Source organism: Streptomyces inusitatus, from assembly GCF_014651115.1.
Lineage (GTDB): Bacteria > Actinomycetota > Actinomycetes > Streptomycetales > Streptomycetaceae > Streptomyces > Streptomyces amakusaensis.
This window is the reverse complement of sequence record NZ_BMWG01000001.1, coordinates 737,424-754,840: the sequence shown is the minus strand read 5'-3', so window position 1 is coordinate 754,840 and position 17,417 is coordinate 737,424. Positions and strand designations below refer to the sequence as shown.

Below are 17,417 nucleotides of genomic sequence, written 5' to 3'. Positions count from 1 at the left end.
GGCGCGGGGCTCCTCCCGTCGGCGACGGCTACCTCGGCGCCTCCCAGCTGACCGTCGTCCCCTGCCCGCCCTCGCCGATCCCCGGGCCGCAGACGCTCGAACCGCCGAGCGACTCGGCCCGCCGGGCGAGATTCCGCAGCCCGCTGCGCCGCCCGCCGGCCGGGATGCCCACCCCGTCGTCGGCGACCGTCAGCCGCACTCCGCCGGAGCCGTCGGGAAGCGTGACGGTGGCGTCCACCACCACCTCGATCCGGGACGCGTCCGCGTGCCGGAAGGCGTTGGACAGCGCCTCCCGCAGCGCCGCGATCAGATTCTTGCCGGTCAGCTCGCCGACGGTGGAGTCCACCGGCCCCACAAAGCGGTGCCCGGGCCGGAAGCCGAGCGGCACGGCCGCCATATTGATCTCCCGCAGTACGCGGGTACGCAGCCCGGACGGGGCCTCCGCCGGGCCCTGCTGGAGCGCGAAGATCGCCGTACGGATCTCCTGAATGGTCACATCCAGCTCGTCGACCGCCTTGCCGACACCGTCCTGGACGGCGGGCACCACCGATTTGCGCTGAGCGCCCTCCAGCATCATCCCGGTGGCGAACAGCCGCTGGATCACCAGGTCGTGCAGATCGCGGGCGATCCGGTCACGGTCCTCGTACACCGCGAGCCGCTCCCGGTCGCGCTGCGCCTCCGCCATGATCAGCGCCAGCGCGGCCTGGGAGGCGAACTGGGTGGCGAGGGTCCGCTCGGCCTCGCTGAACTGGCGCGCGCCGTGCCGCCGGGGGGTGGCGAGCGCGCCGAGCACCCGCCCGCCGCTGTGCAGCGGCAGCATCATGCTCGGCCCGTACCGCTCGGACAGGCCGGTGACCACACGCGGATCGGCGGACGCGTCCGTGATGAAGACCGGCTCCCCCGCCAGCAGCGAGGCGGCCACCGGGCTCTGTGCCGGGAGGACCATCCCCAGCAGAGCGGTCACCGGCTGGTCGGAGGCGACGGCGGCGATCTCCAGACCGCCTTCGCCCGCAGGCAGCATCACGATCCCGGCGTCGGCGTCGGCGAGTCGGCGGGCCTGCTCGGCGACGACGGACAGGGCCTCGTCGGCGTCCTGCCCGGAGAGCAGCGCGGTGGTGACGGCGACCGATCCGTCGATCCAGCGCTCCCGCTGGCGGGCGGCCTCGTAGAGGCGGGCGTTGCCGATGGCGATGCCCGCCTCGGTGGCGAGGACACGCACCATGTGCAGGTCATAGTCGTTGAACTCGCCCCCGCCGTTCTTCTCCGCCAGATAGAGATTGCCGAAGATCTCGCCCTGGACCCGGATGGGGACCCCGAGGAAGGTCCGCATCGGCGGATGCCCCGGGGGGAATCCCGCGAAGCGCGGATCCGAGGTGAGATCGGCCAGCCGCACCGGGGCCGGGTCGTGGATCAGCGCGCCGAGCAGCCCCCGGTGACCGTCCGGTCTGCGCCCGATCAGCCGGGCCGTCTCCTCGCCGACCCCGTAGGTCACAAAGTCGGAGAGCCCGTCCCCCTCCTCGTCCACGACGCCGATCGCGGCGTAGCGGGCGTCGGCGAGTTCGGCGGCGGTCTCGCAGATCCGGTCGAGGGTGGAGTGGAGTTCCAGACCGGTTCCGACGGAGCGCATGGCCTCCAGCAGCTGCGGGACCCGGGCGGTGAGTTCGGTGGACAGGCCCTGAAGGCTGCGCGTCGCCGCCGTCGCGGCATCGAGCGGGTCCTTGCCGCCGGCGGATGCCGCCTGCGGCGACGGCACCCTCGGTCCCTGCGCGTCCTTCGGTTCGGGCACGGTCATGCTCTTGAGAGTAGTAATTCCCTTTTGGGGAGGAAAGTCGACTGCTGGCCAGGGGGGTGGCGCACCGTTGACTTCCCGGTCCGGCCGCCGGGGAACGCCCGTGCCCCCGGCGGCCGACCGGCTCAGCCGCCGACCGCCGCGAGCCGTTCCCCGAGAAGATCCGCGGCCCGCTCCCGCTCGGCCATCCGCCGCAGCGGCCCCGGCGCCCCGGCCAGCTCCGCGTAGGAGCCGCGCTGCACGATCCGGCCCTCCTCCAGTACGAGGATCTCGTCCACCGCGTCGAGCCCGTGCAGCCGGTGCGTGATCAGGACGGTGGCGGTGCCGCGCGCGGTGCGGCTCTCGGTGGCCGCGAGCAGATCGGCCGTCAGGGCGTCGGCGGTCGCGAGATCGAGGTGCTCGGCGGGCTCGTCGAGCACCAGTACCGGGAAGTCCGCGAGGAGCGCGCGGGCCAGGGCGAGGCGCTGCCGCTGGCCGCCGGAGAGCTGTGCGCCGTGCTCGCCGACCAGGGTGTCGAGCCCTTCGGGCAGTTCGTCGACCCACTCCAGCAGCCGGGCATCGGCGAGCGCCCGCCGCAGTTCGTCCTCCGTCGCCTCCGGGCGGGCGAGCCTCAGGTTCTCCCGTACGGAGCTGTCGAAGAGATGGGCGTCCTGGGCGCAGAGGCCGACGAGGCCGCGGACCTCGTCGCCGTCGAGCGCCGCCGCGGCCGTGCCGCCCAGGGTGTAGGAGCCCTCCCGGGCGTCCAGGAAACGGAGCAGCACCTGGGCGAGGGTGGTCTTGCCGGAGCCGGATGTTCCGACGACGGCGACCCGGCTGCCCGCCCTGAGCGTGAGGTCCACTCCGGCGAGCGCCTCGCGCTCCGCTCCCGGGTACCGGGCCCGCAGTCCGCGCACCCGCAGCGGGAACGCGGTCGCGGGCGGGGCGGCCGGGTGCGCGGGCTCGTGGACGGGGACGGGCGCGTCGAGCACCTCGTACACGCGCTCGGCGCTCCGCTTGACCCGCTGCCGGTACTGGACGGCCAGCGGCAGCGCGTTGACCGCTTCGAAGGCGGCGAGGGGGGTGAGGACTACGACCGCGAGCAGCAGCCCTTCGAGCCTTCCCTCGGCCACCGCGCGCACTCCGGCGAGGGCGGCGAAGACGACGGTGAGTCCGCAGACGAGGGCGGTGAGCCCGCTGCCGAGCGCGGTGGCCGCCGCCGTCCGCGAGGCGATCCGGGTCAGCCGGCGATCGGCCTCCCGGGCGCCGTCGAGGCGGCCGGGCAGCGCTCCGGCGACGGTGAGTTCGGCCGTACCGCGCAGCAGGTCGACCAGCCGGGTGGCGAGCGCTCCCCGGGCCGGGGCCAGCCGGCGCTCGGCGCGGCGCGCCACCGCCCCGCTGAGCAGCGGTACGAGCAGGCCCGCCGCGAGCAGGCCGAGGGCGAGCACCGCTCCGGCCTCGGGCAGCAGCCAGGCGGTGAAGCCGACGGACGCCACGCCCACGGCGGCGGCCGCGCCGACGGGCAGCAGCCAGCGGAGCCAGTAGTCCTGGAGGGCGTCCACGTCCATGACGAGCCGGGAGAGGAGGTCTCCGCGCCTGCTGCGCCGGAGCCCGGCGGGGGCGATGCGCTCCAGTCGGCCGTAGACCGCGACCCTGAGTTCGGCGAGCATCCGCAGCACGGCGTCGTGGGAGACCAGGCGTTCGGCGTAGCGGAAGACGGCCCGGCCGATGCCGAAGGCGCGGGTCGCCGTCACGGCCATCATCAGATAGAGAACGGGGGGCTGTTCGGAGGCGCGGGAGATGAGGTAGCCGGAGACGGCCATGAGTCCCACGGCGGATCCCAGGGCGAGGCTGCCGAGCAGCAGTCCGAGCAGGAAGCGGCCCCGCTGCTTCTCGGCGGCGTTCCGCACCCGGGTGAGCGCGGGGACGGTGGTCCCGGCCGCTCCGGTGAACGCGTACCGCTTCTCGTCCTCGTCCTCGGGCTCGGGATCGACGAGCAGGGGCAGGGGCCGGGCGTCCGGGCCGGGCGGCGCGGCGGCCGGGCGGGCGGCCGGCTCGGGCTCGGGCTCGGTGGAGGCGCTGCGGGTGAGGGTGACGACCCGGTCGGCCACGGCGAGCAGGGCGGGCCGGTGGACCACCAGGAGCACGGTCCGGCCGGCCGTCAGCCGTCCGACCGCCTCGACGAGCCCGGCCTCGGTCTCCCCGTCCAGTGCGGCTGTCGGCTCATCGAGCAGCAGCAGCGGGCGGTCCGCGAGGAAGGCCCTGGCCAGCGCGAGCCGCTGGCGCTGGCCCGCGGAGAGCCCCGCGCCGTCCTCGCCGAGCGCGGTGTCCGCGCCTTGGGGGAGCGCGGTGACGAAGTCGTACGCCCCGGCTTCCCGCAGTGCGTTCCGCACGGCTTCGTCGTCGGCGTCGGGCCGGGCCAGCCGTACGTTCTCGGCGATCGTCCCGGCGAACAGATACGGCCGCTGGGGCACCCAGGCGATCTGCTCGCGCCAGCGGTGGAGATCGAGGTCGGCGAGGTCGGTCCCGCCGATCCGCACCCGGCCCTCGGCCGGTTCGGTGAAGCCGAGGACCACGTCAAGCAGGGTGGACTTGCCGACTCCGCTCGGGCCGACCAGGGCGACGGTCTCCCCCGGCTCCACGGTCAGCGAGGCGGCGTCCAGCGAGGGTTCGCCGCGTCCGGGGTGGCGGACGGTGACCGAGTCGAGTTCCAGGCGCGGCTGCCGGGGGGCCTCACGGGTGCCGCCGTCGCGCGGCCTCGTCTCCAGGACGGTGAAGATCTCCTCGGCGGCCGAGAGCCCTTCGGCGGCGGCGTGGTACTGCGTTCCCACCATCCGGATGGGCAGATACGCCTCGGGGGCCAGGATCAGGATGACCAGCCCGGTGTAGAGGTCCATGTCGCCGTGGACCAGCCGCATGCCGATGGTGACGGCCACCAGGGCGACGGAGAGGGTCGAGAGGAGTTCCAGGGCGAAGGAGGAGATGAAGGCGATCCGCAGCGTGCGCATGGTGGCCCGCCGGTACTCCGAGGTGATGGAGCGGATCGAGTCGGCCTGGGCCTTGGCCCGGCCGAAGACTTTGAGGGTGGGCAGTCCGGCGACGACGTCCAGGAAGTGTCCCGAGAGCCGGGAGAGCAGCCGCCACTGGCGGTCCATCCGGTTCTGGGTGGCCCAGCCGATGAGCACCATGAAGACGGGGATCAGCGGCAGGGTGACCACGATGATGGCGGCGGAGACCCAGTCCTCGGTGACGATCCGGGCCAGCACCGCCACCGGTACCACCACCGCGAGACCCAGTTGCGGCAGATAGCGCGAGAAGTAGTCGTCCAGAGCGTCGATGCCGCGCGTGGCGAGCGCGACCAGCGATCCGGTGCGCTGCCGGCTCAGATACCCCGGGCCGAGTTCCACGGCGCGGGCCAGCAGCCGTTCCCTCAGCTCGGACTTGACGGCCGCGCCGGCCCGGTGGGCGGCGAGTTCGGTGAGCCAGGAGACCGCCGCCCGGCCGACCGCGACCGCCGCCAGCAGTACCAGCGGGGTCGTCAGCTCGGAGGCGGTGAGGCCCTTCTCGAAGGCCCCCACCACCGTCTCGGCGATGAGCATCGCCTGGGCGACGACCAGCGCCGCCCCGAGGAGCCCGAGCAGCACCACCGCGAGCAGAAAGCCACGGGTGGCCCGGGCGTACCGGAGCAGACGCGGGTCAATGGGTTTCACGTGAAACATCCCCTGCTGTAAGACCGGCGGGCTTCCCCGACCTGTCTCAGGTCGTGTCTTCCTAGTGGGCGTCGGCGATGTGCTGGGTGCCGATCCGCTTGCGGAAGACCCAGTACGTCCAGCCCTGGTAGAGCAGCACGACCGGGGTGGCGATACCGGCGCACCAGGTCATGATCTTGAGTGTGTACGGGGTGGACGAGGCGTTGGTGACCGTGAGGTTCCAGGCGTCGTTGAGCGAGGACGGCATGACGTTCGGGAAGAGCGTCAGGAAGAGCATCGAGACGGCGGCCACGATGGTCACCCCGGAGAAGGCGAAGGACCAGCCCTCGCGCCCCGCCTGGTTCGCGATGATCGCCGCCACGAGTGACGCCACCGCGACGGCCATCGCGATCAGGCTGGCGCCGTCGCCGCGTGTGGCCTGGGTCCAGATCAGGAAGCCGAGCGCCAGGACGGCGGTGAGGAGTCCCAGCTTCAGGGCCAGCGCGCGGGCCCGGACGCGGATGTCCCCCACCGTCTTCAGCGCGACGAAGACCGTGCCGTGGAAGGTGAAGAGCGTCAGCGTCACCAGTCCGCCGAGGAGCGAGTAGGCGTTGAGGAGGTCGAGGACATTGCCGACGTACTCCTTCTGCGCGTCGATCTTCACGCCCCGGACGATGTTGCCGAAGGCCACTCCCCAGAGGAAGGCGGGCAGCAGCGAGGTCCAGAAGATCGCGTGCTCCCAGTTGGTCTGCCATCTGTCGTCGGGGCGCTTGTGGCGGTACTCGAAGGAGACTCCGCGCACGATCAGACAGAAGAGGATGAGCAGCAGCGGGAGGTAGAAGCCGGAGAAGAGGGTGGCGTACCAGTCGGGGAAGGCCGCGAAGGTCGCGCCGCCCGCGGAGAGCAGCCACACCTCGTTGCCGTCCCAGACGGGCCCGATGGTGTTGATCAGTACCCGCCGTTCCTTCCGGTTCCGGGCGAGCAGTTTGGTCAGGACGCCCACCCCGAAGTCAAAGCCTTCGAGGAAGAAATAGCCGATCCACAGGACGGCGATCAGGACGAACCAGACGTCGTGGAGTTCCATGACTCAGCAGCTCCTCAGGGCCTCAGTACGAGAAGGCCATCGGACGGTCGGCGTCACGGTCGTCGCCGCCGATCTTGGTGGGCGGGTTGAGGTCTGCCTCGGTCAGCTCGGGCGGCCCCGCCTTCGCGTACTTGACCATCAGCTTGAACTCGATCACGGCGAGCACCGCGTAGAGCGTGGTGAAGATGATCATCGAGGTGAGGACCTCGCCCTGGGAGACCCCGGGGGAGACCGCGTCCTTGGTGCGCAGCACTCCGTACACGACCCAGGGCTGACGGCCCATCTCGGTGAAGATCCAGCCCCAGGAGGTGGCGATCAGCGGGAAGGTCATGGTCCACAGCGCGACGATCCAGTACCACCGGGAGAAGCGGGGTCCCAGCGGCTGCTTGCGGAAGAGCACCAGGTGCGGCACCTCGTCCTCGCCGGTCCGCAGGGCCTGGGGCAGCAGGAACCTCTTGCGGGTGAGCCAGAGGCCGAGCACTCCGACGGCGACGGAGGCCATGCCGAAGCCGATCATCCAGCGGAAGCCCCAGTAGGCGACGGGGATATTGGGCCGGTAGTCGCCGGGGCCGTACTTCTCCTGCTCGGCCTTGTTGACGTCGTTGATGCCCGGGACGTACGACTCGAAGTCGCCCTTGGCCAGGAAGGACAGCAGGCCCGGGATCTCTATGGCGACCTTGTTGTGGCCCTCGTCGACATCGCCGTAGGCGAAGATCGAGAAGGGGGCGGGGGCCTCGCCGTCCCACAGCGCCTCGGCGGCGGCCATCTTCATCGGCTGCTGCCGGTACATGACCTTGCCGAGCACATCGCCGCTGATGGCGGTGAAGAGTCCGGCGGTGATCAGGGTGACCAGGCCGAGCCGCAGCGAGGTGCGCATCACCGGGATGTGCTTCTTGCGCGCCAGGTGGTAGGCGGCGATGCCGACCATGAACGCGCCGCCGACGAGGAAGGCCGCGGTGATGGTGTGGAAGAACTGGGAGAGCGCGGTGTCCTGGGTGAGGACCTTCCAGAAGTCGGTCAGCTCGGCCCGGCCGCGTTCCTCGTTGATGCGGTATCCGACGGGGTGCTGCATCCAGGAGTTGGCCGCCAGGATGAAGTAGGCGGACAGGATGGTGCCGATGGACACCATCCAGATGCAGGCCAGATGGATCCGCTTCGGCAGCTTGTCCCAGCCGAAGATCCACAGCCCGATGAAGGTCGACTCGAAGAAGAACGCGATCAGCGCTTCGAAGGCGAGCGGAGCCCCGAAGATGTCGCCGACGAACCGGGAGTAGTCGGACCAGTTCATACCGAACTGGAACTCCTGCACAATTCCCGTGACAACACCCATGGCGATGTTGATCAGGAAGAGCTTGCCCCAGAACTTGGTGGCCTTGAGGTACTTCTGCTTCTCCGTACGGACCCAGGCGGTCTGGAGCCCCGCCGTGAGGGCGGCGAGGGAGATCGTGAGGGGGACGAAGAGGAAGTGGTAGACGGTGGTGATGCCGAACTGCCAGCGCGCCAAGGTTTCCGGCGCCAAAGCCAAGTCCACGTCGTCATCTCCTTACATCGACGAGGTCGATCGGCAGTTTGCCTGAATAATCCCAGCGATCGCGGGATGAACAGGACACGCTTGTGAACGCGTTCACATTCACAAGCAATTATGGCTCATACGAAAACCACACCTATGACCGGGGGGTGCCCTTCGGACGGATCCGGGCGGATCGGGGCCGGACGCCGGCGATCTCCCCCTGGCGGCACAGCGCGCAGGGCCCGGACCTGAGTGCGGTCCGGGCCCTGCGCGGAGAAGGAAGGTCACCCCGTGACGCCGGGGCGCGAGCGGCGCCGAAGCGCTACTGGATCTTGGCGCGGAAGGCGTCGGCGGTGTGCAGGAAGAGGTCGTTGGCCTCCTCCTCGCCGATGGTGATCCGCACGCCCTCCCCCGGGAACGGCCGGACCGTCACCCCGGCCGCCTCACAGGCCGCCGCGAAGTCGGCCGTCCGCCCGCCCAGCCGGAGCCAGACGAAGTTCGCCTGGGTCTCGGGCACGGTCCAGCCCTGCTTGACCAGGCTCTCGTACACCCGACCCCGCTCGGCGACCAGCGAGCCGACCCGGCCCAGCAGCTCGTCCTCGGCCCGCAGCGAGGCGACCGCCGCGTCCTGCGCGAGCTGGGACACACCGAAGGGCACCGCGGTCTTGCGCAGCGCGGCGGCCACCGGCTCGTGCGCGACCGCGAAGCCGACCCTCAGCCCCGCCAGCCCGTACGCCTTGGAGAAGGTGCGGAGCACGGCCACATTGGGGCGGTCCCGGTAGATCGCCACACCGTCCGGCACCTCGGGGTCGCGGATGAACTCCCGGTACGCCTCGTCCAGCACCACGAGCACGTCGGAGGGCACCCGGTCGAGGAACCTCTCCAGCTCGGCCCGGCGCACCACGGTGCCAGTGGGGTTGTTGGGGTTGCAGACGAAGATCAGCCGGGTCCGGTCGGTGATCGCGTCGGCCATCGCGTCGAGATCGTGCACATCGCCCGGGGTCAGCGGCACCTCCACCGGCCGGGCACCGCTGATCCTGGTGATGATCGGGTACGCCTCGAAGGACCGCCAGGCGTACACGACCTCGTCGCCCGGGCCCGAGGTGGCCTGCACCAGCGACTGGGCGACGCCCACCGAACCCGTACCGGTGGCCAGATGCTCCAGCGGCACGTCGAAACGGTTCGCCAGCTCATTCACCAGCCCGGTACAGGCCAGGTCCGGGTAGCGGTTGAAGGAGCCTGCCGCGGCGATCGCGCTCTCCATCACCCCGGGCAGCGGCGGATAGGGGTTCTCGTTGGACGACAGCTTGAACGCGACCGTGCCGCCGGCGGCCGCGGGCCTGCCCGGCTTGTAGGTGGGGATGCCGTCCAGCTCTGCTCGAAGCTTGGGGCTCGTCTCGCTCACCGCAGGTCCTCCTCGACCGTCCGTGCACCACGGAACCAGTACTTCTGATCAGTACATCGAATCAGCACACATCGCATCGGTTCAATGGAACCGGCGCACCGCGGGGGCGCGCCGGGGCCATTACTACTCACCTTATGAGGATTCCCGCGAAGCGCGTACGGATGGAGCCGGAAAGGATGGGGGAGCGCTCGAATCCATGGCGCGCGCCGGTGGCTCACTCCGTGGCGCGCATCCCCCGTAGAGGTGAGTTGAGACCTCTTCGAAACATCGATCAATCGGTCGACCGGGGTGCCGGGGCACCCTATTCATTAGAGATGTAACGTTCAACTCCTTTAAATTGCAAGGCAGTTGATGGGTTATGATCATGCAGAAACGTGCCTGTCAACGAGCGAATATGCGACCGGCCCAATCGTCCGCGCGAGCCCTACTATCGGCTCGCCATGACAGCAGCAGGGAAGCACCAGGTGAGCCGGACGGACACATCCCGCCGGGGCAGCCGGCAAGGTCGGGCGGGCATCCGAGACGTCGCCGCCGCAGCCGGTGTCTCCATCACGACTGTCTCCGACGCGCTCAACGGGAAGGGCCGGCTCCCGGACGCCACTCGCCGGCATGTCCGCGAGGTCGCCGAGCGGCTGGGCTATCGCCCGTCCGCCGCGGCCCGCACACTCCGTACCGGAAAGTCGGGGCTCATCGGCCTGACCGTGACGACGTACGGGGATGAACCTTTCACCTTCACGGAGTTCGCCTACTTCGCCGAAATGGCGAGGGCCGCGACCTCGGCCGCGCTCGCCCGCGGCTACGCGCTGGTGATCCTCCCCGCCACCTCCCGTCACGACGTCTGGTCGAATGTCGCCCTCGACGGCACGGTCGTCATCGATCCCTCCGACCACGACCCGGTCGTGACCGAACTCGTCCGGCAGGGGCTGCCCGTCGTCTCCGACGGCCGCCCGGCGGGCACCCTCCCGGTCACCGCCTGGGTCGACAACGACCACGAAGCCGCCGTACTCGATCTGCTCGACCATCTCGCCGACGCCGGGGCCCGCAGAATCGGGCTGCTCACCGGCACCACCACCGACACCTATACACGCCTCTCCACCACCGCGTATCTCCGCTGGTGCGAACGTGTGGGCCAGGACCCGGTCTATGAGTCCTACCCCGCTCACGACCCCTGCGCGGGGGCCGTGGCCGCCGACCGGCTGCTCGCCCGCCCGGACCGGCCCGACGCCGTCTACGGGCTCTTCGACCCCAACGGCACCGATCTCCTCGCCGCCGCCCGGAGGTACGGTCTGCGCGTCCCGGAGGACCTGCTGCTCGTCTGTTGCAGCGAGTCCACGGTGTACGCGGCGACCGAACCGCCCATCACCACGCTCTCGCTCAAACCGCGCAGGATCGGCACGGCCGTCGTCCAGCTCCTCATCGACGCGATCGAGGGAATCGACGAGGGGCGTCCGGTCGAGCAGGTGATACCGACCGAGCTGATCATCAGGACCTCCTCACAGCGCCGCTCGCCCCGGACCACAGTGAGCGCGCCTCGTTCCCCCGCACCTGACTAGACCCCCTTATTCAGGACGAATCAGCCGACGCATCAGGGGTACCGACGGATTCACCACCCCTGGTGCGTCACAGAGCGCGGACCTCATTCCTATGATGGGCGCACGACACCGCGGACCACCCCGACCAGGCTGGGCCGAGAGGTGAACGGCGGCGCGACGGTGGTGGAGGGGTCGATGACTCAGGGGGCCGGTCAGGGACCCGTGGTGCGGACGGCGACATTGCGCGATTTCCGCGTTCCGCCGTACGCGCAAGTACCCGTGCGGTCGGAGACGCCCGAGGGACAGGAACAGCCTCAGCCCCCTCAGGCACCGCCTCAGCCCCACAGCCCCCAAGCCCCTCCGCCGCCACAGGCACCGCCGGTTCCGCAGGTGCCGCCGGTTCCCCAGACGCCACCGCCGCCGGCCCAGCCCCCGGCGCCTTCCCCCTTCTCGCACCCGGGCGACGCCGTGCCGGAGGGAGAGTTCCCCGACGGCTACACCCCCACCGAGCGCGACCTGCCGGTGATCAGCCGCGGCGACATCCCCCAGGCGCACACCGCCCCCGAGGGATCCCCGGTCCCGGACGGCCTCGGTCCGCTCTATGTCGTCGGCGATGTCCATGGATATCTGGACGAACTGTTCGCCGCCCTCGCCGCACAGGGCCTCATCGACGCCGACGGCCGCTGGGCCGCCGGAAACGCGCGCCTCTGGTTCCTCGGCGACTTCACCGACCGGGGTCCCGACGGCATCGGCGTCATCGACCTGGTGATGCGGCTCTCCGCCGAGGCCGCCGCCGCCGGCGGCTACTGCAAGGCCCTGATGGGCAACCACGAACTCCTGCTGCTGGGGGCCAAACGGTTCTCCGACACCCCGGTCAACTCCGGTGCCGGAACCGCCACCTTCCAGGCCGCCTGGCTGCTCAACGGCGGCCAGAAGAACGACATGGACCGTCTCCAGGACGTCCACCTCCAGTGGATGGCCCGACTCGACGCGGTGGTCGAGGAGGACGGACATCTGCTGCTCCACTCCGACACCACGGCGTATCTGGAGTACGGATCGACCATCGAGGACGTCAATGAGACCGTCCACGAGATCCTCACCCGCAATGACGCCGACGAGTGCTGGGACCTCTTCCGCAAGCTGACCAAACGCTTCGCCTTCCGTGACGAGGCCGGCCCGCAGGCGGTGCGCGAACTGCTCTCCACCTACGGCGGCAGCCGCATCGTCCACGGCCACAGCCCCATCCCCTATCTGCTGGGCGAGGTCGGCACCGAGGACGGCGAGGACGGCGACCGTCCCGTGGTCGAAGGGCCCCATGTGTACGCGGACGGTCTGGCGATCGCCATGGACGGCGGCGTGACCATGGCCGGCAAACTCCTGGTCGTACGGCTGCCGCTGCCCAACTGACCCAAGCCGGGCACCCTTTTACCGAAATCCTCTGTCACTGTCCGCCATCGCGGCTCTACCATCGGCTTATCCGTAGCAGTCTCTCCTCCGCCGACACCCGTTCGCCCGGTCGTGTCCGGGCGGTCCGGTGCCGCGGGGAACCGGGGGATGCACATGAGAAGTGCTCCGCACCTGCTGACCGAGGACCGAGCCGAGTTCGAGCGCCTGCTCGACGAAGTGCTGCGTACCGCCCATGACCGTCCGGACCTCAGCGCCGTGGGGCAGCGGCTGAACGCCACACAGCTGCGCACCATGGCCCTCAACGCCACGGCGGTCATCGCCGGGGCCGCCGCCGCCGAGTACGAGCACTACACCCGGATCCGCGAGGAGACCCGCCCGCATCCGGCCCGCGCCGACGGCGAGGCGACGAGCGCCGCGAATGCCACGAACGCCACAAGAACCACGGGCGAGGACGACGGCGAGCCGGACCGGGAGAGCGGCGTCGGCCTCACGGCCGTGATCACCGTGCTGGCCCCGGTGCTGGCCGGGCTCGCGGCCCTGATGTTCCTGCTGATCGGCCATCTTCTGAGGATGCTCGACCCTCCCCCGGCACTGGCGACGCCGCTGATCACCACGGGCTGGGTCTTCGCCGCGCTCACGGCGGCGGCCATCCTGTTCGCCACGATGGCCCTGCTCCGTACCGCCCTGCGGAATTCCGCGACCCAGGTGGAGGCCGAGGAGATCTCGGAGGAGATCCCCGAGGAGGTCACCCGCGCCCAGGACGCCTGGCGGCACGCGCTGCTGGAGCGGGGCATCCTGCCGTTTCTGCGGGCCGCGCTGTCGGATCCCGGCATCGACCCGATGTCCGTGGAGCTGCCGAACCCCACGAGCCGGCCTCCGGCGGCCGGCGGCCCGGACGAGGGCTCACCGGCCGGTCGCCGGACCGCGTTCACCAGCCCGGACCTCACCGGCCCGGAACCCGGCCGACCTGAGCCCGGCCGACCGGAGCCCGATGGTCCCGGGCCCAGGAGTTCCGAACCCCGAGATCCCGGGCCCCGGCCGGAGTGAGACACCGGCCGGAGGCCCCGGCCGGGCTCACTCGGCGAGCGGCAGATACACCCGGTTGCCCGCGGCGGCGAACTCCTTGGACTTCTCGTTCATGCCGTCCTCGATCTCCTGCTGCGACCCGCCGTGCTGCCGCCTGATGTCCTGGGAGATCTTCATGCTGCAGAACTTCGGGCCGCACATCGAGCAGAAGTGCGCGGTCTTCGCCGGCTCGGCCGGCAGCGTCTCGTCGTGGAACTCGCGGGCCGTGTCCGGGTCGAGGGCCAGATTGAACTGGTCCTCCCACCGGAACTCGAACCGCGCGTCGGACAGCGCGTCGTCCCACTCCTGGGCGCCCGGATGCCCCTTGGCGAGATCGGCGGCATGAGCGGCGATCTTGTAGGTGATCACGCCCGTCTTCACATCGTCGCGGTTCGGGAGGCCCAGGTGCTCCTTGGGCGTGACGTAGCAGAGCATCGCGGTGCCCCACCAGGCGATCATCGCCGCCCCGATGCCGGAGGTGATGTGGTCGTACGCGGGGGCCACATCCGTGGTGAGCGGGCCGAGCGTGTAGAAGGGAGCCTCTTCGCAGATCTCCTGCTGGAGGTCGATGTTCTCCTTGATCTTGTGCATCGGGACATGCCCGGGGCCCTCGATCATCGTCTGAACCTGAAAACTCTTGGCGATCCGGTTGAGTTCCCCGAGCGTGTTCAACTCGGCGAACTGCGCCTCGTCGTTGGCGTCCGCGATCGAGCCCGGCCGCAGACCGTCACCGAGCGAGTAGGTCACGTCGTACGCGGCGAGGATCTCGCACAGCTCCTCGAAGTTCTCGTAGAGGAACGACTCCTTGTGGTGGGCGAGGCACCACGCCGCCATGATCGATCCGCCGCGCGAGACGATGCCGGTCTTACGGCGCGCGGTCAGCGGAACGTACCGCAGCAGCACCCCCGCGTGGACCGTCATGTAGTCGACGCCCTGCTCGGCCTGCTCGATCACGGTGTCCTTGTAGACCTCCCAGTTCAGCTCCTCGGCCTTGCCGTCGACCTTCTCCAGCGCCTGGTAGAGCGGGACGGTGCCGATCGGAACGGGGGAGTTGCGCAGCACCCACTCACGGGTGGTGTGAATATTGCGGCCGGTCGACAGGTCCATGACCGTGTCCGCTCCCCAGCGGGTCGCCCAGGTCATCTTCTCGACCTCCTCCTCGATGGAGGAGGTGACCGCCGAGTTGCCGATGTTGGCGTTGACCTTAACCAGGAACCGCTTGCCGATGATCATCGGCTCGATCTCCGGGTGGTTCACATTGGCCGGCAGCACCGCCCGGCCCGCCGCGATCTCCTCGCGGACCACCTCGGGGGAGACGTTCTCCCGGATGGCCACGTACTCCATCTCGGGGGTGATCTCTCCGCGCCGGGCGTACGCCAGTTGAGTCACCGGGCGGCCCTCGCGCCCCCGGCGGGGCTGACGCGGACGGCCTGGGAAGACCGCGTCGAGATTCTTGAGCCCGCCGCGCGGCGAGGTGTGCTTGATGCCGTCGTCCTCGGGGCGGACGGGGCGGCCCGTGTACTCCTCGGTGTCGCCCCGGCCGATGATCCAGTTCTCCCGCAGCGGCGCGAGGCCACGGCGTACATCGGTCTCGATGCCGGGGTCGGTGTACGGGCCGGATGTGTCATACAGCGTCACATCCGCGCCATTGGTGAGGTGCACCTGTCGGACCGGCACCCGGAGGTCGGGGCGGGAGCCCTCGACATACCCCTTGTGCCAGCCCGGCTTGCGCTCGCCGTGGCCGGTGGCCTGGTCGACGGCAGGCGTGCGTGCATCCTGAACGGTCATGAGACCTACTCCCTACGCCGGCATTACCCGGTAACAGGTTCGGCGGTCGACGCAGCGATTTCCGCAGCCCGCGCGCTGGCTTTGGCCAGTCGGCTCGTACGGAGTTCAGCGCCCTCTCAGCCCGGTGCTCCGAGCTCCCGCGTGTGCAAAGGTGACACCACGCTAGCGTCATTTCTGGCGTGCTGAACAGAGGCCCCCCTCCGTTCTTGCGATGATCGACCGGTGACCTCTTCGCCGCCCGACCCTCAGCACAGCCACTCGCACGGCCATTCGCACAGCCACAGCCACAGCCACAGCCACGGTCCGGCCGTTCCCGTCTCCCGGCATCTGCGCAGGGTGATCGCCGCGGTGCTGATCCCTTTCGCGACCGCCGTCGTCGTGGGACTCCTGGTGCTCTGGCCGGGCTCGGCGCCCGGCCACGAGCGCACCGGCGTCGGCTTCGACCGGCAGACCGAGGAGGCCGCGGTCACCCGGGTCGACAAGGTCGACTGCAAGGAGGTGAACGCCGCTCAGGTGCCGCCGACCGGGGACACCAGCACGCCCCAGGGACGGGAGGCGGTCAAGGCCCGGCAGGGCGAATGCGGCAAGGCCGAGATCAAAGTCACCACCGGGAAGAACGCGGGCCGCGTCTTCACCGAGATCGTCCAGCCCGACGCCTCACGGCAGTTGAAGCAGGGGCAGGACGTGGTGGTGGCGTTCGCGCCCGACGCGCCCCGCGAACTCCAGTACGCGGTGATCGATGTGGACCGTACGCTCCCGATGGCGCTGCTGGCTGGCATCTTCGCGCTCTCGGTGGTGCTGGTGGGGCGGATGCGCGGGGTGATGGCGCTGGTCGCGCTGATCGCGTCGTTCGCCGTGCTGACCCTGTTCATCCTGCCCGCGATCCTGGAGGGCTCCAATCCGCTGATCGTCGCGGTGGTCGGATCGAGCGCCATCATGCTGATCGCGCTCTACACCTGCCACGGACTGACCGCGCGGACCTCGGTGGCGGTCCTGGGCACCCTGGTCTCCCTGATGCTGATCGGGCTGCTGGGATCGGTCTTCATCGGCTGGGCGGTGCTGTCGGGGAACACCGATGACAACACCGGTCTGATTCACGGCCTCTATCCGAACATCGACATGAGCGGCCTTCTGCTGGCCAGTGTCATCATCGGTTCGCTCGGTGTGCTCGACGATGTGACGGTCACCCAGACCTCGGCCGTGTGGGAACTGCGCCAGGCCGACCCCGACATGGGCCCGAAGGAGCTGTACCGCGCGGGCATCAGGATCGGCCGGGACCATATCGCCTCGGTGGTCAACACACTGGTGCTGGCCTACGCGGGAGCCGCGCTGCCGCTGCTTCTGCTGTTCTCGATCGCGCAGAGCAGCGTGGGGACGGTGGCCAACAGCGAGGTGGTGGCGGCGGAGATCGTAAGGACCCTGGTCGGATCGATCGGTCTGGTCGCCTCGGTGCCGGTGACGACCGCGCTCGCGGCGCTGGTGGTCTCCGCCGACCGGCCCGCCGGCGCCCCGGCGGCCGCCGCGGCGGGGGTCCCCGCAGGGGTCCTCGCGGGGGGCTCGACAGGGTTCTCGGCGGGATCGGAGAGCGTAGCGCGCCAGGGCGGCCGTACGGGACTCGGCGGCAAGGGCCGCCGACGGAAGAAGTGAAGAAGCAGAGCCTGCTCAGCCCGCGTTCTCCTCGGCCTCCACCAGGATGCCGGTGAGCGCGCGGTCGAGATCGCCCTCGCAATCGCCGTACGAGCGCTCCTTGCCGAGCGGCACCAGCCGGTCGGTGCGGTCGAGGAAGGCCATCACCGGTGCCGCGCTCACCAGGAACAGCGCCCGGTCACCGCGCACCTGGAGCCGGATGCCGAGATCGGCCGGTCCGTCGGAGCCGGTCGGCGCGATGTGGACATCGCCCTCGCCCGTGGGGCCCAGCAGTCCGTCCAGCAGCAGATCACGACTGAAGGCCCAGGTCACAGGCGCGTCCCCGGGCAGATGGAAGGTCATCCGCACGGCGTACGGATCCTCCGTCCCGTACCGAAGCTCCACCGGGATCCGGAACGAGAGCTCCTCGGAGACAAGGAAACTCATCAGGACCTCAGCCTGGACCGACTCGCGCATCGTGTACCCCGCAGTGAAGGAAGACTGCCGAAAGACTGTCGAAAACGGCCAGGAATGATCCCCATGACC

The 17,417-nt window shown here is 70.2% G+C and carries 11 protein-coding genes; 4 read left to right on the top strand and 7 right to left on the bottom strand.

What is annotated here, in order from left to right:
• Window positions 1–28: 28 nt before the first annotated feature.
• The 5 genes from IE247_RS03350 to hisC all read right to left on the bottom strand — a co-directional run bounded on the left by IE247_RS03350 (window position 29) and on the right by hisC (window position 9,453).
• Window positions 29–1,792 carry a GAF domain-containing sensor histidine kinase gene (locus tag IE247_RS03350; protein ID WP_190121290.1) on the bottom strand — a complete coding sequence of 588 codons (1,764 nt, stop codon included), beginning with the start codon at window positions 1,790–1,792 and terminating at the stop codon, window positions 29–31.
• A 122-nt stretch (window positions 1,793–1,914) separates the two neighbouring features.
• Entirely contained in the window at window positions 1,915–5,475 is a 3,561-nt protein-coding gene (gene cydD, locus IE247_RS03345) for a thiol reductant ABC exporter subunit CydD (protein WP_190121289.1), read from the bottom strand.
• A gap of 61 nt (window positions 5,476–5,536) precedes the next feature.
• Complete coding sequence (gene cydB, locus IE247_RS03340; protein WP_190121288.1) at window positions 5,537–6,538, bottom strand: cytochrome d ubiquinol oxidase subunit II; 1,002 nt, start codon at window positions 6,536–6,538, stop codon at window positions 5,537–5,539.
• Between the two features lie 22 nt (window positions 6,539–6,560).
• Window positions 6,561–8,069, bottom strand: coding sequence for a cytochrome ubiquinol oxidase subunit I (locus IE247_RS03335; protein ID WP_190121287.1), 1,509 nt, complete (start codon window positions 8,067–8,069; stop codon window positions 6,561–6,563).
• A gap of 301 nt (window positions 8,070–8,370) precedes the next feature.
• Window positions 8,371–9,453, bottom strand: coding sequence for a histidinol-phosphate transaminase (gene hisC / locus IE247_RS03330; RefSeq protein WP_190121286.1), 1,083 nt, complete (start codon window positions 9,451–9,453; stop codon window positions 8,371–8,373).
• Window positions 9,454–9,893: 440 nt separating this feature from the next.
• Between hisC and IE247_RS03325 the strand changes: the two genes are divergently transcribed.
• The 3 genes from IE247_RS03325 to IE247_RS03315 all read left to right on the top strand — a co-directional run bounded on the left by IE247_RS03325 (window position 9,894) and on the right by IE247_RS03315 (window position 13,439).
• Window positions 9,894–11,006 carry a LacI family DNA-binding transcriptional regulator gene (locus IE247_RS03325; RefSeq protein ID WP_190121285.1) on the top strand — a complete coding sequence of 371 codons (1,113 nt, stop codon included), beginning with the start codon at window positions 9,894–9,896 and terminating at the stop codon, window positions 11,004–11,006.
• 174 nt (window positions 11,007–11,180) lie between these two features.
• Window positions 11,181–12,392, top strand: a complete 1,212-nt coding sequence (locus tag IE247_RS03320) for a metallophosphoesterase (protein WP_190121284.1) — start codon at window positions 11,181–11,183, stop codon at window positions 12,390–12,392.
• Window positions 12,393–12,539: 147 nt separating this feature from the next.
• Window positions 12,540–13,439: a hypothetical protein gene (locus IE247_RS03315; RefSeq protein WP_190121283.1), complete on the top strand. Its 900-nt coding sequence runs from the start codon at window positions 12,540–12,542 to the stop codon at window positions 13,437–13,439.
• 27 nt (window positions 13,440–13,466) lie between these two features.
• Here IE247_RS03315 and thiC read toward each other — a convergent pair whose 3' ends face one another.
• Window positions 13,467–15,245 carry a phosphomethylpyrimidine synthase ThiC gene (thiC, locus tag IE247_RS03310; RefSeq protein ID WP_190121282.1) on the bottom strand — a complete coding sequence of 593 codons (1,779 nt, stop codon included), beginning with the start codon at window positions 15,243–15,245 and terminating at the stop codon, window positions 13,467–13,469.
• 222 nt (window positions 15,246–15,467) lie between these two features.
• Between thiC and IE247_RS03305 the strand changes: the two genes are divergently transcribed.
• The gene (locus tag IE247_RS03305; protein WP_190121281.1) at window positions 15,468–16,892 is read left to right on the top strand and encodes a YibE/F family protein; all 1,425 of its coding nucleotides are present in this window, start codon (window positions 15,468–15,470) and stop codon (window positions 16,890–16,892) included.
• A gap of 15 nt (window positions 16,893–16,907) precedes the next feature.
• Here the strand turns inward: IE247_RS03305 and IE247_RS03300 are convergent, their stop codons facing one another.
• Complete coding sequence (locus IE247_RS03300; protein ID WP_190121280.1) at window positions 16,908–17,348, bottom strand: SsgA family sporulation/cell division regulator; 441 nt, start codon at window positions 17,346–17,348, stop codon at window positions 16,908–16,910.
• Between the last annotated feature and the right edge of the window lie 69 nt (window positions 17,349–17,417).